This is a genomic window from Staphylococcus pseudoxylosus (genome assembly GCF_003697915.1).
Classification (GTDB): Bacteria; Bacillota; Bacilli; order Staphylococcales; family Staphylococcaceae; genus Staphylococcus; species Staphylococcus pseudoxylosus.
This window is the reverse complement of the sequence record NZ_RCVN01000009.1, coordinates 17,421-37,864: the sequence shown is the minus strand read 5'-3', so window position 1 is coordinate 37,864 and position 20,444 is coordinate 17,421. Positions and strand designations below refer to the sequence as shown.

Here is a 20,444-nt window from a genome sequence, read left to right as displayed (position 1 = left end):
TTAGAGTATATGTGTGATCAAAATACATACATAAGTATAAACACTTTGTTCTATAGGTCTAAATAGCGAGGTGCACACTCAGTTACACCAAAAAAGTAATTTGGGCTATATATGAAAGGGTGAAGATTTATAATGTGGACAGTTGCAAAAATTCGAGCTGATTATGAAGGCTGGTGGTTATTTAGTGACTGGACTGATCATATCGTAGAACAGTATGACTTCGAGACTTACGATGAAATGTTAAATTTTTATACATCTTTAATTTTAAAAAGCAAAAATTCATTCGATAACTATTTAGTTGGAAAACACAACATTCATGCGTTTTATAACAATTGTGAATTAGGATTTTGTGAAGATTGCGATGAAGATTTACAAATATTCTATAGTTTTATAGTTTTAAATGAAAATGAAGTTTATTTTAATTTGCCTATAATTGAATAAACAATTAATTAACGTTTGCCTTGCAATTCAACTGAAAATATCCTATAATATTAGTCAAGCAATTGTTTTATTCCATATTGCAAAGAATATTGTACTAACAGTTTCATCCTGTTTCATTGTATTTTTTGTAATATGCGAATAACGCATATTGAATGAATATTAGTCTTGGAGGTTTCACATTTATGAAACAAGGTACAGTAAAATGGTTTAACGCTGAAAAAGGATTTGGTTTTATCGAAGTTGAAGGAGAAAACGACGTATTCGTACACTTCTCAGCAATTAACCAAGAAGGTTACAAATCATTAGAAGAAGGTCAATCAGTTGAATTTGAAGTAGTTGAAGGCGACCGCGGTCCTCAAGCTGCAAACGTTGTAAAACTATAATATAGATTGCAATATTGACTATTTAAAGAACCTTGTTAAAGGTTCTTTTTTTATAGAACCCCTTGCTTATTTCATAAGCTAGGGGTTCTTAATGCATGCGTTTATGCATGTACGCTTCTGCCATGAATCGCCGTTATACTTAATTACATCGACTTAATGCATACATAATTTATATTATTTTACATCAGTATAAAATAAATAAAAAGTGGTTCCATCAACCCAAAGTAGGGGGATAGAACCACTTTTAATAATTTATTTCGTATCATTAATAATTAATTGACGTAAAGATTGACGTTTAATAACTTCTCTCGCTTTTCCGTCTTTCAAGAAGAATACAGAAGGCTTCTGCATTTGGTTATAGTTTGAAGCCATTGAATAATGATAAGCACCTGTAGATAAAATTGCTAAATAATCGCCACGTTTTACTGTGCTAGGTAATTTTGCGTCTTTGATAATAATGTCACCAGACTCACATAATTTTCCTGCAATCGTAACTGTTTCATCTTTAGGGTCATTTCTATTAACAAGTAGGGCTTCATATTGTGCATCGTATAATGACGTTCTAATATGATCGCTCATACCTCCATCAATAGAAACGTACTTATTAACATTAGGGATTTCTTTAATTGTTCCAACTTCATATAAAGTTATACCAGCTTCACCTACAATTGAACGACCAGGTTCAATACCGATTTCAGGAATAGGGTAACTAGCTTCTTCAGCAATAGATTTAACCGCAGTCGTAATTTCCTCAATACCTTCTTCGATAGGGAAACTTACATCTCCTTCAACATATTTGATACTGAAGCCGCCACCAAGATTTATTAGCTCTACTTCAATATCATTTTCTTTCAACCAATGAACGACAAGTTTTGTAGTCTCAATCATTGCTTCAGTACCTTCAATTTGCGAACCTACATGAAAATGAACACCTTTAAGTTTTAAATGTTTTGAAGTTTTAACTTTCTGTACACCTTGAATAGCTAAACCATGCTTAATAGATAAACCGAATTTACTATCTTCTTGTCCGGTTTGAATAAATTCATGCGTATGCGCTTCAACGCCTGGGTTTAATCTAATAACTACATTGACTTCTTCATTTGCGTAACGGTCAATAAGATCAATTTCTTCCAATGAATCTATAACGATATAGCCAACTTTACTTTCTAAAGCATATCGAATTTCATGTTTTGTCTTATTATTTCCGTGAAAGTGGATATGTTGAGGGTCAAACCCAGCTTCTAAAGCCGTGTATAGTTCACCCTCAGAGACAACATCTAATTCAAGATTTTCTTCTTGAACCAATTTAACCATTTGTAAACAAGTAAATGCTTTAGATGCGTATGAAACATTATAATTTAATCCACTTTTTTTAAAAGCTTCATGAAAACGTCTCATTTGATTTCTAATTTGTACTTCATCATAGACGATTGTAGGCGTCCCAAAACTTTGCGCTATAGTTTTAAGACTTGTACCTCCCATTGTAAGTTCGCCACTATCATTATATTCTACTACCATAATTTATCTATACTCCTTTATTAGTGAGTCGTGATTCATTGCACTCAGTTGTTCGGAATTAGCACCGACACCTTTAAACGTATATTCATCTACACGTATATCATTATTATATAATATAACTTCATCTCGTGCATTCACACTATCATCAACTTCTACAAACATATGACTCATCATCAACGCGCGTATAGGAAAACGTTTGCCGTTTATCATTGCTTCATGCTTGGCTCTTGATTTAAGAATACCATCACCATAACCAATATCAACCACAGCTAGTTTAGTTTGATCTTTTGTAGCTTCAAACGCAAAACTATAACCACAGTAATCACCTTGATTTACTTCTCTTACCTGAATAATATTGCCTTTAACCGTTAATGATTGTTGGATGACTGTTTCGTCTATCGTACTATATGGTCTTGATCCGTATAAAGCAATACCTACACGTGCATGTGTATGATTAGGAAATATACCTTCTTCTCTATAATAACTTGCGCTATTTTGAGCATGAATCATATCAAATTGGTAGTTTTCAGCTAATAATGCTTCTACAATATCTAACCAAGCCTCACGTTCAATTTTATAATCAGTCACATCAAATTCATCTGCATAGCCAAAATGGGTCCACAAACCCACAATATTCATTTTATTTGTATTTTGATTTTGCTCATGATGTGAAAGTAGTTCTTTAATTTCAGCTATCGTCCTCAATCCAGAACGATGTAACAAATTCTCATATTCTACATGTACTTGTATATCATATAGCTCATTTAAATTCTCATAATAAAATGATAGGGAAGGTAAAGTCATTTGTATGTTATAAGCACGCACTTTATCAAATTCATAAACAGCATTCATTAAAAAAATAGTAGCATCTGGAGCTAGTTTACGAATCCGTATAGCTTCTCTTAATGAAGTCGTGCTAAATGTACTAATACCTATTGCCAAAAATTGTGTCACTGCAAACTCTAATCCATAATGATATGCATTATTTTTAACGACTGCCATCAATTGGTTGTCTTGTTTTACATTTTCAGCGTTTTTTCGAAATTTTGCTGTATCCACAGACCAAATAGCTGTCATTTTACGCGCACCTCACTGTAAGCATTTAATATTTGTTCATAATAATCAGCAATTCTAATAAGCATATGTTCATTAAAATTCAAATGAGAGGTATGTAATCCCGTAACAAACCCTTTGGATTCATCCCGTACACCTACAAAAACAAAATAACTTGGAGCTAATTGACTATAAAAGCTAAAATCTTCTCCAAATAAATATGGCGTAGGTTTATCAATCACTTCAAATTTCGCATTTCTCAAACCAGTTTCTACACATTTACGCAAATTCGGATCATTATAAGTAGGGGGATAACCTTCTTCAAATTTCACTTCACAGTCAACATTGAATAATAATTTTACACTTTCTGCAATTTTAGTCATTTGTTGCTTAACTATTTCTAAATCATTAATATCATAAGTACGAATAGTACCTTCCAAATATCCATGACTAGGTACCGTGTTAATAGCTTCTCCAGCTTCAAAATGACCCATATGAACTATATTTCGTTTCAAACCATTCAAATGATATTGTTGAATTTGACCAACTTGACCCAGTACATGTTGCAATGCCTCTCCACAAGAATACCCTTGCTCTTTATCTGCTACATGACTTGATAAACCATTTAAATAAAATCGATATTCTGTAGCACTTGCAGTAATTTCTTCGTCTCTAATGACAACACGGCCTTCATTTTCAAATGGCATCACATGGACACCAAAAACAGCCTCAATAGAGTAATCATTAAATGCACCGGCTCTAATTAATCGATTTGCGCCACCACCTGTTTCTTCAGCAGGTTGAAAGATAAAGACAATATTTTGAGGAAGTTCACCACGATCAGCTATGGCTTTACAACGTTTGACAAAGAGCATTAACGCCGTTGTATGTCCATCATGCCCACATGCATGCATCACATTATCCGTTTTACTTTTAAAATCTATATCATTTTCTTCAAAGATTGGCAATGCATCGATATCTGCTCGATAAGCAATTGTGTGTTCGCCATTACCAGGTAAGTATGCAATAACCCCTGTATCAAGAGGTCTTTGATAAACGACTCCCAATTCTTCTAAAAAGTTAGCGATATATTCAGTTGTTTTATATTCATGTAAGCTCAATTCTGGATGCTGATGCAAGTAACGTCTATGTGTTGTAACAAATTCTAACTCATTCATCAAAATCAAATCCTTTTAGTTAAAGTTATATTTAGACTCTACTTCGTTCGCACAAGCCTATTATGTATCATTTTATATTATAAAAATGAGGAGGTAAGACGACCTTGTAATATATGAAATCACTACCACATATAACAAGTTGAGACAATATAATAAATTTTATGCTGTCTCGTCTAAACCTCCCATTTTGCTATTTCAACATTCACTTAAATTTTATCACTATGTTTTCATTTAAATGAATATCTTTTATTTTAATTAAGTATTAGTCATTTAATTTTCTTAACGCTGAAACAATCTCACGTTTTGAATCTTCAACTTCGCTTGTTTGTTTAATGACTTTTGCTGGCGTACCAGCTACAACAGAACCTTCCGGTACATCTTGTGTTACGATTGCGCCAGCCGCAACAATAGAACCTTTACCAACACGAACACCTTCAAGAATTACTGCATTTGCACCAATTAACACATCATCTTCAATGACTACTGGTGATGCGCTTGGTGGTTCTATTACTCCTGCTAATACTGCACCAGCTCCAACGTGAACATTTTTACCAGTAGTAGCACGTCCACCAAGCGTTGCATTCATATCTACCATAGTACCTTCGCCAACTACAGCTCCGATATTAATCGTAGCACCCATCATGATTACTGCACCATCTTCAATAATCGCTTGTTCGCGAATAAAAGCACCAGGTTCAATTCGTGCATTAGTGTTTGTTAAATCTTTCAATGGAATTGCAGAGTTGCGACGATCCATTTCAACTTCTAATTCATCAATACTTGATTGATTGCTTTCATAAAATTGTTTCCATTCGTCAGCTTCACAAAAGATCACTTTTGAATCAGCGGAACCAAAGACTTTAAAACTTTCAGGGAAGCTCACATTTTCAAAGTTTCCATTTGCATAGACTTTTAGTGGTGTAGATTTTTTTGCATCACTTATAAATTGAATAATTTCTTCTGCTGTTAAATGTTGTACCATAATTAAATACGCTCCTTAGGGTTTATAGGTTGTCAAATGTATAATAGTCATTTGCTTTATTGATTAATTTTTCTGCTGCGCCAATTGCACCATTGGCAAAAATATCTTTAGACTGTGCACGATGAGTTATTTCAATCGTTTCATCTGTACCAGCAAAAAGTATATCATGTTGTCCTACGATAGTACCTCCACGAATTGAATGTACGCCAATTTCATCTTGAGTACGCTTTTCATTGTTTTCATGTCTATCATAAACTGGTGTAGATTGTGTACGTATTGATTCAATAACATCGTAAAGTTTAACTAGTGTACCACTTGGTGCGTCAACTTTTTTATTATGGTGAGCTTCTGTAAGCTCAATATCAAAGTCTTCGAGCAATGGTACAGCAGCTTCTAAAATTTTAGTTAGTGCGTGAACACCATAACTCATGTTTGCACTGAAAAATACAGGCATACTATGGCTTAATTCTTTTAGTTTATCAATAATTGTATCTTTTTCACCAGTGGTCGCAATTACCAATGGTAAAGTGAAATCTTCCTCTAATAGAGGTAATAATAAGTCAGGGTTTGAAAAATCAATAGCAACATCTGCGTCTTTAACATCTGCGATATGTTGATAAGTAGGGTAAGGGTAGGTTTTAGTTTCATCTCTTACAATTAGCCCTACAATTTCATGTCCTTTTTCTTCAGCTAATCTAGCAACACGTTGATTCATTGCACCATAGCCAATAAGTACTACTTTCATGCTTTTTCACCTGCTTTAAAATTTTCATAAGCTTGTTCTAATGTTTCTCGTTCACTGTCTTCAAGTGGAACTAATGGTAAACGGACTTCATAATTTCCAAACCCTTCCACTGCTGTTAATACTTTTATTGGAATAGGGTTTACATCTACTGATAGGGCATCAAGCAATGTTTGAATTGGTTGAAATTGCGTTTCAATAATTTCCCCATTTTGTTTAGCGTCGTATAACGCTTGGAATGATTTCGGAATCACATTTGCAACAACTGAAATCACGCCGTGACCATCTTTATTAAAATATTCAACCACATTATCGTCATTCCCACTATATAAAGCGAATTCATCTAGGTTTAGACGTTTTTTTAAATCATCTAAATAATCAAAATCATTTGTTGCATCTTTAAGTGCGACGATATATTCATTTTGACTTAAAGTTTCGACTGTTTCTGCTTCAATTGTCATATTCGTACGAGAGGGAACATTATATAAAACGACTGGTAATTTAACTGCATCAGCAATTGTCGTAAAATGCGCAATTAAACCACGTTGGTTTGTTTTATTATAGTAGGGCGTAATCAACATGATTGCATCTGCGCCTAATTCTCTAGCACGTACTGAAGCTTGAATAGATTTTTGTGTATTGTTAGTACCTGTCCCTGCAATAACCGGTACTCGACCATCTACATGATTAATGACAATTTCTAATATTTGATCTTTCTCATCATCAGTAAGTGTAGGGTTTTCTGCAGTAGTACCATTGACTACGATAGATTTCGTATCGTTCTCTATTAAATAATCAACATGTCTTCTAATGGCTTCATAGTCTACTTCATTGTGTGTGAATGGCGTTGCTAAAGCTACACCAACACCTTCAAAAATGTGTCCCATCTTATTTAACTCCTTTCAAGCTCATCACTTGTTCAAGAATTTGTACTGCATTTAATGCTGCACCTTTCAATAAGTTATCAGAAGTACACCAAACGTGGAATGTATTATCTAAACTATCATCACGACGAATACGTCCTACAAAGATTTCATCTTTATTAGTAGAATGTATCGCTAATGGGTATTCATTATTCTGTGGATTATCTACAAGTACAACACGATCATCATTTTCAAATAATGCTTGTATTGCTTCAACTGTCGCTTCTTGTTCTAGTGTTACACTCATGTGTACGCTGTGACTATCTTGTACTGGTACACGAACACAAGTCGCTGTAACTTTTAAGTCATCTGCATTTAAGATTTTACGTGTTTCATCAATCATTTTTTGTTCTTCTTTTGTATACCCATCTTCAAGGAAACTATCTATATGTGGTAACACATTATTATAAATTGGATGTGGGTAAGCTTCAGGCGCTTTGCCATTTGCACCTTCTGCTAAATCTGCCTTACCTTTAACACCAGATCCAGATACTGCTTGATAAGTTGTATATGCTACGCGTTTCAAGCCATAAGTTTCTTGTAAGGGTTTAAGTGGCACAACTGATTGAATCGTAGAGCAGTTCGGATTTGCAATGATCTTTCTATCTAATTTAGGTTCATTGACTTCTGGTACGATTAAATCGATGCCTTCAGTCATTCTCCATTGGCTGGAGTTATCAATAACAATAGCGCCAGCTTCTTCAAAGATAGGTGAGAAGTGCTCACTTGTACTACCTCCAGCGCTCATCAATACATAATCAAATGATTCTCTAGCCGCATCTTCAGTTAACTCTCTAACTGTATACGTTTGACCTTGGAATTCTACTTGTTGTCCAGCTGAACGTGCTGATGAAAATAGCACCAATTCATCAAACGGAATCTCTTTTCTGTCAATAGTTTCTAACATTTTTCTTCCTACTAAACCAGTTGCACCTGCAATTGCTAATCTTGTCATATATCATACACTCCAATGTTATTTTTTTAATAGTACTATAATTTTGAAAATTCAGATATCAAAAGTTTGATAAAGCGTTTGAACAGCACGTTCACCATTCATAGCATCAATAACACATGAAATACTAATTTCTGAAGTTGTTGTTTGATAAAATGAAATATCATTTTCAATCAATGTTATGAATGCTTTTGAAGCTACGCCCGACATGTCTCTCATGCCAGAACCAATTAGAGAGAGTTTAACGTAATCTTCATTTATCTTAAAGTCTAACGCACTAAATGATTCTTTTAAAGACTCTAAAATCGTAGAAATTTGTATGACATCTGTATCTTTAATCGTAAACGACATTTGTAATCCTTCCAAATTAACGATTTGCGATATCATATCAACATTAACAGAACCATCTTCTAAATGGTTAAATAACGCAGTTAATAAGTTGTTATCGGGTAGAGGATAACTAATTGTAACGTGCATCATATGCGTATCTAACGCAACGCCTGTAACGGCTTTTCTTTCTAATATTTCAGTTTGGGGCATAATCCATGTTCCTTTCACATTTGATAAAGTTCTTCCTAAGTATAGTGGAATACTGTAATTGTTTGCCAACTCTACACTTCTTGTTTCAAGCACACCTGCACCTAAAGCACTCATCTCCATCATTTCTTCATAAGAGACATAGTCCAAACGTTTAGCATCCTTGTAAAGTCTTGGATCTGTAGCATAAACACCATCAACATCTGTATATATTTCGCATGCTGTGTTATTACTTGCTGCTAATGCGACGGCTGTAGTATCTGATCCACCACGACCTAATGTAGTTACTTCAAAGTTATCATTAATACCTTGAAAACCTGCTATGACTAAAATGTCATTTTCGGTAAATGCTTGCTCGAATGTATCAGGGTCAATTTCTGCTATACGACTCTTCAAATGATGTCCAATCGTTTTAATCCCTGCTTGATAACCAGTCATGGCTTTGGCGTTAATACCAATATCATTTAAAACCATCGATAAATAAGAAACTGTTTGTTGTTCTCCTGTGGTAAGTAAGAGGGCAAGTTCCTGATCTTTAGGACTACTAGTTAAAGTCGAAACGTTAGCCATTAATTCATCTGTTGTTTTACCCATAGCACTTACAACCACAATTAATTGTTCACCTTGTTCAACTCTTAACCTAAGCATTTCGGCAATATTTTTTATTTTAGTAAAATCACTTACTGAAGAACCTCCAAATTTCAAAACACTTCTTTCCAATTTCTATATCCTCCTCAACGAATAGGGGAGAATCACAGTATTATAAAAAAAGAACAAGTTCGGAATGCGAACCTGTTCTATAATATATATACAAGTGATGCACTCCATTATTTTAAAATAATGACAGACTCTTAGCTCTTAACCATAAAGTCCAACGTGTTATAAGCTGCTATTATAACTGTTTCGGCATCTCACCCTTTCAAAATTAGCTGCTAGCAGGCAGGTTCTTCTAATAATTACTAATGATTGATGCGCCTCATCAAAACCATATTTAATTTTTTGTTTATGATACACATTATACATAGGCTTGCATATACTGTAAACCGCTTTTACCAAGTTTTTTTAATTTACTGAAAAATCCAACACTTTATAAATCTTTTTTGCAAATTATGTGTAAAAAGTGTTTCAAATCAATTCACATGCCCGTTTTCAAATTATAATAATAGGCGTTACAGCAGATTAAAATTCTTCATACACTGCCGGATCTTGTCCTTTTAATCTGCCGTCTTTTTGAGTTAAATTATTTATTTTTTCTATATCATCATGCTCTAAAGTGAAATCAAAAACCTCTTTATTTTGAATTTGTCTAGTAATAGAAGTTGCTTTTGGAATAGGCACTACACCATTTTGAATATGCCATCTCAAAATAATTTGAGGAATGGTTTTATCATATTTTTCTGCTATCACTTCAATATCCTTATCATTTATAACTTCTGAAGCACGACCAAGAGGGCTCCATGCTTGCGTGATAATTCCTTTTTCATTATGATATCTAATCATATCTTGTTGATTAAAATAAGGATGTAATTCTATTTGGTTAACCGAAGGCAGGACTCCTGTTTCTTGTTCTAACGTTTCAATATGTTCAGGCAAGAAATTGCACACACCAATAGATTTAATTAACCCAGCATTGCGAGCGTCAATCATCGCTTGCCAAGCCTCAACAAATTTACCGTGTCTTGGGTTTGGCCAATGAATTAAGTATAAATCGATATATTCCACATTCAGACGATAAATCGACTCTTGAATAGCAATCATTGCTGCATTGTAGTCTTGGTAACGTCCAGGAAGTTTGGAAGTTACAACAATTTGGTCTCTTGAGACATGACTCTGATTAATCGCTTTACCAACGGTGCCTTCATTCTCATAATTGTATGCAGTATCTAATAAACGATAACCTTGATTTAACGCGCTAACAATCGCATGCATCCCTGATGCACCATTTAACTTATATGTACCAAATCCTATTCGAGGTATTATCTTGCCGTCAATCATATCTAAATTTTGCATTTTCAAATTCCTCCTAGCTTAAACTTATAATGATTATATAATGCTTGAAAAGCATTTCAAAGTAATTGGCCCTTACAACATTTGTTTTACAATCATCAAAAGGGGAGTAATAAAAAATCTGCCAGATTATAATTATAACCCGGCAGACAAATATATTTTCATATTTTTAATTATTAATTAACAATCATTAGTTATTTCGTTAATACACCAGTTTCTTCTAAATAAGCTTGGTATGATATCTCTTTAGATACAGCTCCAACTGGATTTAAGTCGATTACACGATTTGCGATTGTATTGATAAATTCAAAGTCATATGAAGTGAAAATAAGAGAACCTTTAAAGTTCTTCAAGCCATCATTTACAGCAGTGATACTTTCTAAGTCTAAGTGGTTCGTAGGCTCATCAAGTAATAATACGTTTGCGCTAGATAACATCATTTTACTTAGCATACAACGCACTTTTTCTCCACCTGATAATACGCTTGCTTTTTTCTTAACTTCTTCACCACTAAATAACATACGACCTAAGAAACCACGTAAGAACGTTTCAGTTTGTTCATCCTCAGGTGCGTATTGACGTAACCAATCGACAAGATTCATGTCTACACCTTCGAAGAATTCTGAGTTATCTTTAGGGAAGTAGCTGCGTGATGTAGTAACACCCCATCTTACTGTACCTTCATCAGGTTCCATTTCTCCAGCTAGTATTTTCAGTAATGTTGATTTAGCAAATTCACTATCTCCAATTAATACAGCTTTATCATTTGGATCCATTGTAAATGAAATGTTATCAAGTACTTTAACACCATCAATTGTTTTTGATAGGTTTTCTACAAATAATAAGTCGTTACCAATTTCACGTTCTGGCGTGAATTTTACAAATGGATAACGGCGCGAAGAAGGTTGAATATCATCGAGTTCAATTTTCTCTAATTGCTTTTTACGGCTTGTAGCTTGTTTAGATTTAGATGCGTTTGCAGAGAAACGCGCAACAAATTCTTGTAACTCTTTAATTTTTTCTTCTTTTTTCTTATTTTGATCTTGAGCCATTTTCATAGCTAATTCACTTGACTGATACCAAAAATCATAGTTACCTACATAAACTTTAATCTTGCCATAATCTAAATCAGCAATATGAGTACACACATTATTTAAAAAGTGTCTATCATGTGATACGACAATAACAGTGTTATCAAAATTGATAAGGAAATCTTCTAACCAACTTATAGCTGGAATATCTAGTCCATTGGTCGGCTCATCTAGTAATAGTACATCTGGCTGACCAAAGAGACTTTGTGCTAATAACACTTTAACTTTTTGGTTATTTTCTAATTCTGACATCGTTTTGTCTTGCAAGTCAGCTTTAATACCAAGACCAGAAAGCAGGGAACCAGCATCTGCTTCTGCATTCCAACCATCCATTTCTGCAAATTCACCTTCAAGTTCAGCAGCTCTTATACCATCTTCATCACTGAAATCTGGTTTCATATAAATTTCATCTTTTTCTTTCATTACTTCATATAAACGTTCATGACCTTTAATAACAACATCTAAAACACGCTCATCTTCAAAGGCGAAGTGATCTTGTTTCAATACTGCTAAACGTTCATTTTTACCCATTGAAACATGGCCAGTTTGAGCGTCTAATTCACCGGATAAAATCTTCAAGAATGTTGACTTACCAGCTCCATTTGCTCCAATCAAACCATAGCAATTGCCATCTGTAAATTTAATATTTACATCTTCGAATAATTTACGATCGCCAAATCGTAAACTTACATCAGTAACTTGTAACATGCATTTACTCCTTTTCGTTAATCTACCGGACAAATTATAACACACTTAGCTTGTACTTTCGACCATTCTCGCTATACTGATGCTTGTTTCCTTATAGCATGTTATAATAAGAAAGAATAAATTTATGTACGAAGGAGAAAAGTATGGCCCAAGATGAAAAAGATATCGTAGGTTCAATAGAATTTCTTGAAGTTGTTGGCATAGAAGGCTCAACATACCAATTAAAAGGACCAAATGGTGAAGACGTAAAATTAAACCAATCTGAAATTAACGAAGAAGATGAATTACAAATAGGAGAAGAATATAGTTTCTTCATCTATCCAAACAGATCAGGCGCATTATTTGCCACACAAAATATGCCTGATATCACAACAGATAAGTATGCTTTTGTTAAAGTGATCAAAACTGACCGCGATGGTGCGCATGTAGATGTCGGTTTACCAAGAGAGGTATTAATTCCTTGGGTAGATTTACCAAAAGTAAAAGAAGTATGGCCAATACAAGGTGATAAGTTATTTGTTACTTTACGTGTGGACAGAGACAACAATATGTTTGCGCGTTTAGCGACTGAAACTATTGTCGAACAAATGTACACCCCTTCATTTGAAAATGAAAAGCAAAACCAAGTTATCGAAGCTAGACCGTATCGTCTATTAAGAATTGGTAGTTTCTTACTATCTAAAGATGGATATAAAATATTTGTTCATGAATCTGAACGTAAAGCAGAACCACGTCTTGGCGAAAATGTAAAAGTGCGCATTATTGGCCAAAATGATAAAGGTGAATTGAACGGTTCATTTTTACCATTAGCTCACGAAAGATTAGATGATGATGGGCAACACATTTTTGATTTACTTGTAGAATATAATGGCGAACTACCATTTTCAGATAAATCAAGTCCTGAAGCCATTAAAGAAATCTTTAACATGAGCAAAGGATCATTTAAAAGAGCCATTGGTCATCTTTACAAAAACAAAATCATTAACATTGAAAGTGGTAAAATAGCTTTAACTCAAAAGGGCTGGGACCGAGTAGAAAAATAGTCCACGAAGTTAAATGTAAAAACTATATTCAATGATTACCTTGATAATACAAAACATAGCATATGATTGAATCAAATTATTCTTTATAGAAGCACACTTTGTAACCTGAAAATACTACGGTAAAGTAGTTATTTTCAGGTTTTTTTAGCGTTTATATTACAAACCCTAAAATTTTGTAATATATCACTTGCGCTACAAACACTGCTACCAAAGCATTTATAGTACTAATACACATTATCATATGCCAAATATAAACATTGTAAATGACAAAAATGTTTTCTTAACGAAACATTTACACTAACTATATTTTTATTTAATAAACAGTGTGTAGTATAGGAACTGTAATAAATACATATAACTTTTGGGTTATTCACTTATTAGGAGGATGTTTCAATGAAAAAATGGCAATTATTTGGTACTACAGCAATCGGCGCTTCACTTTTATTAGGTGCTTGTGGTGGCGGTAACGCAAACTCAGGTAAAGGCGAAGGAGAAGTTAAGGGCGATGGCTCTTCTACAGTAGGTCCAATCATTGAAAAACTAAATGAAAAATTTGCTAAAGATAATTCAGATGTAACAGTTTCTTCTGGTACTTCAGGTACAGGTGGCGGCTTTGAGAAATTCATAGCAGGGAATACTGATTTTTCAAACGCTTCTAGACCGATCAAAGATGAAGAAAAGAAAAAACTAGATGATAAAGGTATTAAATATGATGAATTCAAAATTGCTCAAGATGGTGTAACGATTACCGTAAACAAAGATAATGATTTCGTTGATGAACTTACAAAAGAACAACTTAAGAAAATCTACTCAGGTGAAGCAAAAACTTGGAAAGATGTTAATTCAGAATGGCCATCAAAAGAAATCAAAGCTTTCTCACCTGACCAATCACATGGTACTTACGACTTCTTTACCGAAGAAGTGATGGATAAAGGGGATATCAAAGCTGAGAAAAACGCTGATACAAACGTAATAGTTCAATCAGTACAAAACAATGAAAATGGTGTTGGTTACTTTGGTTATAACTTCTACGAACAAAACAAAGATAAATTAAAAGAAGTTAAAGTTAAAGATGATGAAGGTAAAACTACCGAACCAACTAAGAAAACAATACAAGATGGTTCTTATGCTTTAAGTAGACCATTATACATTTACACAAATGAGAAAAAATTAAAAGATAATGAAGGATTCCAAGACTTTATGAAATTTGTACTTGAAGACAAAGGTAAATCAGCTGAAGATGCAGGTTTCGTAGCATTACCTGAAAAAGATTACAAAGAACAACAAGATAAATTAAAAGATATTATTGGTAAAGAAAGCAAAGATAGCAAAAAAGAAGAAAAATAATTTTTAATTAGATCGATAAGGGTTGGGATTCTGGAATGGACGCAAAGTAAACTTTGTACACTACTTTGTCATCACACTTCCAGTCCCAACTTTTTTAAATAATTGGGAGTTTACAAGAAGGAAGGAATTCACATGGCGAATAATAACCTCTCCGTAAGTGAAATGATAGCAAGAAATAATGCTAAAAAGAATGGTACGAGTGATAAAATTGCACCAATCATTTTAGGCATTATTGCAGTTTTTTCTATTTTAGCAACAATTGGCATTATCGTAACACTGTTAACAGAAACAATTACATTTTTCACACGCGTTTCATTAGCAGACTTTTTCCTTACAATGGAATGGAATCCATTTTCATCAACACCTAAATATGGTATTTGGGCTTTAATTTTAGGAACATTAAAAATTACAGCCATTGCCACCGTTGTTGCAGTACCACTTGGTTTAGGTGCAGCATTTTATTTAAGTGAATATGCTTCAAATAGAGCAAGAAGCATAATTAAACCAATATTAGAGATACTTTCCGGTATTCCGACAATCGTATTTGGTTTCTTTGCCTTAACTTTTGTTACACCGTTATTACGTTCTATATTCCCGGAATTAGGCAGTTTCAACTCTATCAGTCCAGGATTAGTCGTAGGGGTCATGATCATACCGTTAATCTCAAGCATGAGCGAAGATGCAATGTCTTCTGTTCCTAACAAAATGCGTGAAGGTGCTTTAGGTCTCGGCGCAACAAAATTCGAAGTCGCAACTAAAGTAGTATTACCAGCAGCTACATCTGGTATCATGGCATCAATTGTTTTAGCTATATCACGTGCTATAGGCGAAACAATGATTGTATCTCTTGCAGCCGGTAGTACACCAACTGCTTCATTGGATTTAACTGGTTCTATTCAAACAATGACTGGTTATATCGTACAAGTAGCTACAGGGGACGCAACATTTGGATCAGATATTTATTACAGTATATATGCTGTAGGTTTCACGTTATTTATTTTCACTATAATCATGAACTTATTATCACATTGGATCACAAAACGTTTCAGAGAGGAGTATTAATATGGCTGAAACAAACAATAGCAAAGTACTTGTCGATCAAAACACCGTTGAGAAAAAACTCTCTGGACGCTTATCCGTTAATAAAATTAATAAATGGGCATTTTTTGCTTGCACGATGATCGGTTTACTTGTCTTAGCAGCGTTAATCATAGATACACTCTTTAAAGGTGTAGGACATCTGACACCATCATTTTTCACAAGTTTCTCATCCTCAACACCATCGATGGCAGGTATAAAAGGCGCCTTAATCGGAACAGTGTGGTTGATGATTACAATCATCCCAATTTCTATTATTTTAGGTGTTGGAACTGCAATTTATTTAGAAGAATATGCTAAAGACAATGCATTCACAAATTTTATTAAAGTTAGTATTTCAAACTTAGCTGGTGTGCCATCAGTGGTCTTCGGTTTACTAGGTTTAACTATTTTTGTTCGAGGGATGGGCATCGAAGCTTTAGCGCTAAGTAATTCTATTTTAGCCGCTGCACTGACAATGTCGTTATTAATTTTACCTGTAATTATTGTAGCTAGCCAAGAAGCTATAAGAGCAGTACCTAATTCAATTAGGGAAGCTTCATACGGGCTAGGTGGTAATAAATGGCAAACGATTCGTCGCATTGTATTGCCAGCAGCAATACCAGGTATATTAACAGGCTTTATCCTTGCTCTATCTAGAGCATTAGGTGAAACTGCACCATTAATCCTTATCGGTATACCAACTGTATTGTTACAATTGCCATCAAGCGTATTCGATCAATTCCAAGCCTTACCAATGGCAATCTACAACTGGGCTAAATTACCTCAGGCAGAGTTCCAAAACGTGGCTTCAGCAGGAATAATCGTATTACTAGTCATCTTATTATTGATGAACGCTATTGCAATATTCTTAAGAAATAAATACAGCAAAAAATATTAATCTAATAATCGAACATAAGATTTAATCTAACTAGGCTATGAGCATGGGAATATACTATCATTTTCGAAAATGGTAGTACATAGCCTTAAAAAAGGAGTATTAATTATGACTAACAAACAAATTAAAGATAGAAATGATGATTTACAAGCACATACGAATCGTAATGACACACCTATAGCAACAATTGATCCAAATGCAGTGGAAAATAAAATACCTGATACGCAAAAAAACATTGTGTATTCTACTAAAAACTTAGATTTATGGTATGGTGAAAACCACGCTTTAAAAAACATCAATCTAGATATTTTAGAAAATAATGTAACTGCTATTATTGGGCCTTCTGGTTGCGGTAAATCAACATATATCAAAGCATTAAACCGCATGGTAGAACTTGTGCCATCTGTTAAAACTGCAGGAAAAATTTTATATCGTGATAATAATATTTTTGATGATAAATACTCTGTTGAAAAATTAAGAACAAATGTAGGTATGGTGTTCCAACAGCCAAACCCATTCCCTAAATCAATTTATGATAATATCACGTACGGTCCTAAAATTCATGGTATTAAAAATAAAAAAGTTTTAGATGAAATTGTAGAAAAATCATTACGTGGCGCAGCAATATGGGATGAATTAAAAGATCGCTTAGATACAAACGCATATAGTTTATCAGGCGGACAGCAACAACGTGTTTGTATCGCTCGTACATTAGCAATCGAACCAGATGTCATATTGATGGATGAACCAACTTCTGCTTTAGATCCTATTTCTACATTAAAAGTTGAAGAACTTGTTCAAGAATTAAAAGAGAAATATTCAATTATTATTGTGACACATAATATGCAACAAGCAGCTCGTGTTTCTGATAAAACCGCATTCTTCCTTAATGGCTATGTAAATGAATACGATGATACTGACAAGATCTTCTCAAATCCTTCTGACAAACAAACAGAAGATTATATCTCTGGTAGATTCGGATAATTTAAATATGGCGATTATTAGACGCAAATATGAAGGCCAACTTGACGATTTAATCAAAGATTTACGTCGACTTGGTCTTCATGTATATCGTAATATTGAATACGCATTAACGTCATTAAGTGAAGAAGATCGTAACTATGCTAGACAAACGATAGCCAAAGATAAAGATATCAATGCGATTGAAACTGAAATTAACGAAAAAGTTATTATGCTTATAACTAAACAACAACCCATCGCCAGTGATTTGCGTTTAATGATGGCAGCAATGAAAATTGCTTCTGACTTCGAACGTATTGGGGATAACTCAGCTAACATAGCTGAAATTAGACTTAGAGCTAAGATCATCGATAATTATGTCCTCACAAGACTTAATACAATGGGGAAACTCGCACTTTTAATGTTAAAAGATTTAAACGATGCTGTAAGAGATAATGATATTACTTTAATTAAAGAGATCATCGAAAGAGATGTAGATATTGACGATTTATATAGAAATATAGTCAATACAACTTATTTAATAGATAATGATCCTTTTGTGGCTGGTCAAGCACATTTAGCCGCGAGATATCTAGAGCGTATAGGAGATCATATTACAAATATCGCTGAAAATATTTACTTTTTCATCACAGGGGATCGTTACGAATCTTATAATAAATAAAAAGCTCAATAGTCGCACAGGAGTTTAATACCTTGCGATTATTGAGCTTTTATATCATTCTACAAGCTTTACACTTGCTCAATTTCATCTGTAAGTTTTTCTAATTCATCAACTAGACTGCCTATATAACCAATTGTTGATTTTAAAGGAGCATCTGTACGAATATCAATATGAGCGATAGCTGCAAGTGCTATCGGTGATTTACTACCACCGGCTTTCAATGTTTCTAACCAAGCATCGACTGCAGGTTGCCCTTCATTTTGAATGCGTTGAGACATAACTGTACCAATTGTTAAGCCAGCAGAATACGTATAGGAATATAACCCCATATAATAGTGTGGTTGTCTCATCCATGTCAATTCTGTACCTTCAGTCAATTTAACACTATCACCAAAGAATTGGCCATATACATCTAACATAATTTGATTGAGTACAGGAGCCGTTAATGATTCCCCATTATCCACTTTATTATAAACCTCACGCTGATATGCTGCTTCTAATAAATGCGTAACCATATTATGATAGTAAGTTCTTGAAATAATCGAACCAATTACCCAACGCTTAAATTTAGCATCATCACTACTTTTGAACAGATATTGAGACATAAGCATTTCATTCATTGTCGACGGTGCTTCAACGAAATACATCGAAGCTTCTGACTCTAAATAATTTTGGTGATTCTGAGCCAAAGTAAAATGGCCGGCATGACCAAGCTCATGTGCTAGAACAAAGGTTTCAGTCATTTTACCAGTCCAAGAGATAAAGATATATGAATGTGATGCGTAAGGACTTGCACAGTATGCGCCAGTATCTTTACCTTTATTTTGAGCAAAATCTATCCATCTATCATTGTATGCTGATTCAACCATTTTCAAGTAATCTTCACCTAAGACTTCTAAAGCGCCATAAATATATTGCTTAGATTCTTCAATTGAAATTTCTGGTTCATAATCCGGATCAATAGACACTTTCAAATCTTCGAATCTCATAACTTCTAAGCCATGAACGCGTTTGATTAGCTTAGCATATTTTTGCATAATTGGAGCCAAATCACTCATAATTACATCAATTTGGCGATTAAACATATCGCGTGTGACTTCTTGATCTTGTAATAAATAATCAATAACTGAATCATAACCTCTTAAATCTGCTTCTATTTTCTCTTGCTGAACTTGCATATTGTATGTAGCAGCAGTAGTATGTTGATATTTACGTAATGCATCGCTGAAATATTTGAAGCTTGTTTTTCTAAACGTTGCATCTGGATTATCTTCATATTCATTTTCAAATGTTGCATAATCTAAAGGATAGGCTTGATTATTGTGTTCAAAAGATTCAAAGTTTATGTCCAACATTTTAGTAGTGCCATATAACTCATATGCGCTATCAAAAGTAGGGGATAAACTTGCTAGTACTTTTTCAACTTCTGGTGATAATTCATATGCTTTTTTAGATTTAACTTTAGTAAGAAAATGGGGGTATTTCGACGTATTAATTAGTTCAGTTAAATCTTGTTCGGATAATGCTATAATCTCTGAGACTACAAAGGATAACTCACTTGCAATTTTGCCATAAGATGTAGATAATTTTGCACTTAGCGTCTGTGACAATTCGTTTGCCGTATCTACACTTAAGCGTAATTCTGCGTAATTAGCCATTCTGTCTAATTGAATTAATATTTCAGAATAGTCATCCAAAGCTTGTTCAATTATCTGCACATCATTCAACTGGTTAACATATTGAGCATTAAATGCCTTAGCCGATTTAATAGTCTCTGTTAAAGTTTGATAAAATTCATCGTCTGAGTTGAATAAATCTGTAATGTCCCATGTTTCTTCTATGGGAACTTCTTTTCTGAACGGTAATGTTTCAGTCATTGAATCACTCCTAAAATTTATTTAGTATTCACAGTTAATTATACA

The 20,444-nt window shown here is 33.9% G+C and carries 19 protein-coding genes and 1 riboswitch; of the genes, 8 read left to right on the top strand and 11 right to left on the bottom strand.

The window, feature by feature from the left end; all coding sequences use genetic code 11:
• Positions 1-132 precede the first annotated feature (132 nt).
• The gene (gene msaA / locus D9V42_RS09365) at positions 133-441 is read left to right on the top strand and encodes a regulatory protein MsaA (RefSeq protein WP_122064670.1); all 309 of its coding nucleotides are present in this window, start codon (positions 133-135) and stop codon (positions 439-441) included.
• A 182-nt stretch (positions 442-623) separates the two neighbouring features.
• Positions 624-824: a cold shock protein CspA gene (cspA, locus tag D9V42_RS09360; RefSeq protein ID WP_001831260.1), complete on the top strand. Its 201-nt coding sequence runs from the start codon at positions 624-626 to the stop codon at positions 822-824.
• 252 nt (positions 825-1,076) lie between these two features.
• Here cspA and lysA read toward each other — a convergent pair whose 3' ends face one another.
• The 10 genes from lysA to D9V42_RS09310 all read right to left on the bottom strand — a co-directional run bounded on the left by lysA (position 1,077) and on the right by D9V42_RS09310 (position 12,515).
• Positions 1,077-2,342, bottom strand: coding sequence for a diaminopimelate decarboxylase (gene lysA / locus D9V42_RS09355; protein WP_107555120.1), 1,266 nt, complete (start codon positions 2,340-2,342; stop codon positions 1,077-1,079).
• A 3-nt stretch (positions 2,343-2,345) separates the two neighbouring features.
• Entirely contained in the window at positions 2,346-3,419 is a 1,074-nt protein-coding gene (locus tag D9V42_RS09350) for an alanine racemase (RefSeq protein ID WP_122064668.1), read from the bottom strand.
• Positions 3,416-4,573, bottom strand: a complete 1,158-nt coding sequence (locus D9V42_RS09345; protein WP_122064666.1) for a M20 metallopeptidase family protein — start codon at positions 4,571-4,573, stop codon at positions 3,416-3,418. Before D9V42_RS09345 ends, D9V42_RS09350 begins: the two co-directional genes overlap by 4 nt.
• Positions 4,574-4,835: 262 nt before the next feature.
• Complete coding sequence (gene dapD, locus D9V42_RS09340) at positions 4,836-5,555, bottom strand: 2,3,4,5-tetrahydropyridine-2,6-dicarboxylate N-acetyltransferase (protein WP_042362720.1); 720 nt, start codon at positions 5,553-5,555, stop codon at positions 4,836-4,838.
• Between the two features lie 22 nt (positions 5,556-5,577).
• Positions 5,578-6,300 (bottom strand): 4-hydroxy-tetrahydrodipicolinate reductase, encoded by a 723-nt coding sequence (gene dapB / locus D9V42_RS09335; protein WP_122064664.1) that lies wholly within the window; start codon positions 6,298-6,300, stop codon positions 5,578-5,580.
• Positions 6,297-7,184 carry a 4-hydroxy-tetrahydrodipicolinate synthase gene (gene dapA / locus D9V42_RS09330; RefSeq protein ID WP_122064662.1) on the bottom strand — a complete coding sequence of 296 codons (888 nt, stop codon included), beginning with the start codon at positions 7,182-7,184 and terminating at the stop codon, positions 6,297-6,299. The genes dapB and dapA overlap by 4 nt, the downstream gene beginning before the upstream one ends.
• A 1-nt stretch (position 7,185) precedes the next feature.
• Positions 7,186-8,175 (bottom strand): aspartate-semialdehyde dehydrogenase, encoded by a 990-nt coding sequence (locus D9V42_RS09325; RefSeq protein ID WP_107555115.1) that lies wholly within the window; start codon positions 8,173-8,175, stop codon positions 7,186-7,188.
• Positions 8,176-8,226: 51 nt separating this feature from the next.
• Entirely contained in the window at positions 8,227-9,429 is a 1,203-nt protein-coding gene (locus D9V42_RS09320) for an aspartate kinase (protein ID WP_107555114.1), read from the bottom strand.
• A gap of 89 nt (positions 9,430-9,518) precedes the next feature.
• A riboswitch (Lysine riboswitch) is annotated at positions 9,519-9,697 on the bottom strand.
• 191 nt (positions 9,698-9,888) lie between these two features.
• Positions 9,889-10,719 carry an aldo/keto reductase gene (locus tag D9V42_RS09315; RefSeq protein WP_122064660.1) on the bottom strand — a complete coding sequence of 277 codons (831 nt, stop codon included), beginning with the start codon at positions 10,717-10,719 and terminating at the stop codon, positions 9,889-9,891.
• Positions 10,720-10,910: 191 nt separating this feature from the next.
• Positions 10,911-12,515, bottom strand: coding sequence for an ABC-F family ATP-binding cassette domain-containing protein (locus D9V42_RS09310; protein WP_107555112.1), 1,605 nt, complete (start codon positions 12,513-12,515; stop codon positions 10,911-10,913).
• 143 nt (positions 12,516-12,658) lie between these two features.
• Here D9V42_RS09310 and D9V42_RS09305 point away from each other — a divergent pair, with 143 nt between their 5' ends.
• The 6 genes from D9V42_RS09305 (at position 12,659) to phoU (ending at position 18,522) form a co-directional block, all read left to right on the top strand.
• Complete coding sequence (locus D9V42_RS09305; RefSeq protein ID WP_122064658.1) at positions 12,659-13,558, top strand: CvfB family protein; 900 nt, start codon at positions 12,659-12,661, stop codon at positions 13,556-13,558.
• Between the two features lie 393 nt (positions 13,559-13,951).
• A complete protein-coding gene (locus D9V42_RS09300) occupies positions 13,952-14,905 on the top strand; it encodes a PstS family phosphate ABC transporter substrate-binding protein (protein WP_017724430.1) in 954 nt (317 codons plus the stop codon).
• Between the two features lie 132 nt (positions 14,906-15,037).
• Positions 15,038-15,967 carry a phosphate ABC transporter permease subunit PstC gene (pstC, locus tag D9V42_RS09295; protein ID WP_122064656.1) on the top strand — a complete coding sequence of 310 codons (930 nt, stop codon included), beginning with the start codon at positions 15,038-15,040 and terminating at the stop codon, positions 15,965-15,967.
• Between the two features lies 1 nt (position 15,968).
• Entirely contained in the window at positions 15,969-16,883 is a 915-nt protein-coding gene (gene pstA, locus D9V42_RS09290) for a phosphate ABC transporter permease PstA (RefSeq protein ID WP_017724428.1), read from the top strand.
• A 105-nt stretch (positions 16,884-16,988) separates the two neighbouring features.
• Positions 16,989-17,864 carry a phosphate ABC transporter ATP-binding protein PstB gene (gene pstB / locus D9V42_RS09285; protein ID WP_107555109.1) on the top strand — a complete coding sequence of 292 codons (876 nt, stop codon included), beginning with the start codon at positions 16,989-16,991 and terminating at the stop codon, positions 17,862-17,864.
• A gap of 7 nt (positions 17,865-17,871) precedes the next feature.
• A complete protein-coding gene (gene phoU / locus D9V42_RS09280) occupies positions 17,872-18,522 on the top strand; it encodes a phosphate signaling complex protein PhoU (RefSeq protein ID WP_039066574.1) in 651 nt (216 codons plus the stop codon).
• A 68-nt stretch (positions 18,523-18,590) separates the two neighbouring features.
• Here the strand turns inward: phoU and pepF are convergent, their stop codons facing one another.
• Positions 18,591-20,399, bottom strand: a complete 1,809-nt coding sequence (pepF, locus tag D9V42_RS09275; protein ID WP_122064654.1) for an oligoendopeptidase F — start codon at positions 20,397-20,399, stop codon at positions 18,591-18,593.
• Positions 20,400-20,444 lie beyond the last annotated feature (45 nt).

Coding starts and splice junctions, on each gene's coding strand:
- msaA (WP_122064670.1), top strand. CDS start 133: ATGTGGACAGTTGCAAAAATTCGAGCTGATTATGAAGGCTGGTGGTTA.
- cspA (WP_001831260.1), top strand. CDS start 624: ATGAAACAAGGTACAGTAAAATGGTTTAACGCTGAAAAAGGATTTGGT.
- lysA (WP_107555120.1), bottom strand. CDS start 2,342: ATGGTAGTAGAATATAATGATAGTGGCGAACTTACAATGGGAGGTACA.
- D9V42_RS09350 (WP_122064668.1), bottom strand. CDS start 3,419: ATGACAGCTATTTGGTCTGTGGATACAGCAAAATTTCGAAAAAACGCT.
- D9V42_RS09345 (WP_122064666.1), bottom strand. CDS start 4,573: ATGAATGAGTTAGAATTTGTTACAACACATAGACGTTACTTGCATCAG.
- dapD (WP_042362720.1), bottom strand. CDS start 5,555: ATGGTACAACATTTAACAGCAGAAGAAATTATTCAATTTATAAGTGAT.
- dapB (WP_122064664.1), bottom strand. CDS start 6,300: ATGAAAGTAGTACTTATTGGCTATGGTGCAATGAATCAACGTGTTGCT.
- dapA (WP_122064662.1), bottom strand. CDS start 7,184: ATGGGACACATTTTTGAAGGTGTTGGTGTAGCTTTAGCAACGCCATTC.
- D9V42_RS09325 (WP_107555115.1), bottom strand. CDS start 8,175: ATGACAAGATTAGCAATTGCAGGTGCAACTGGTTTAGTAGGAAGAAAA.
- D9V42_RS09315 (WP_122064660.1), bottom strand. CDS start 10,719: ATGCAAAATTTAGATATGATTGACGGCAAGATAATACCTCGAATAGGA.
- D9V42_RS09310 (WP_107555112.1), bottom strand. CDS start 12,515: ATGTTACAAGTTACTGATGTAAGTTTACGATTTGGCGATCGTAAATTA.
- D9V42_RS09305 (WP_122064658.1), top strand. CDS start 12,659: ATGGCCCAAGATGAAAAAGATATCGTAGGTTCAATAGAATTTCTTGAA.
- D9V42_RS09300 (WP_017724430.1), top strand. CDS start 13,952: ATGAAAAAATGGCAATTATTTGGTACTACAGCAATCGGCGCTTCACTT.
- pstC (WP_122064656.1), top strand. CDS start 15,038: ATGGCGAATAATAACCTCTCCGTAAGTGAAATGATAGCAAGAAATAAT.
- pstA (WP_017724428.1), top strand. CDS start 15,969: ATGGCTGAAACAAACAATAGCAAAGTACTTGTCGATCAAAACACCGTT.
- pstB (WP_107555109.1), top strand. CDS start 16,989: ATGACTAACAAACAAATTAAAGATAGAAATGATGATTTACAAGCACAT.
- phoU (WP_039066574.1), top strand. CDS start 17,872: ATGGCGATTATTAGACGCAAATATGAAGGCCAACTTGACGATTTAATC.
- pepF (WP_122064654.1), bottom strand. CDS start 20,399: ATGACTGAAACATTACCGTTCAGAAAAGAAGTTCCCATAGAAGAAACA.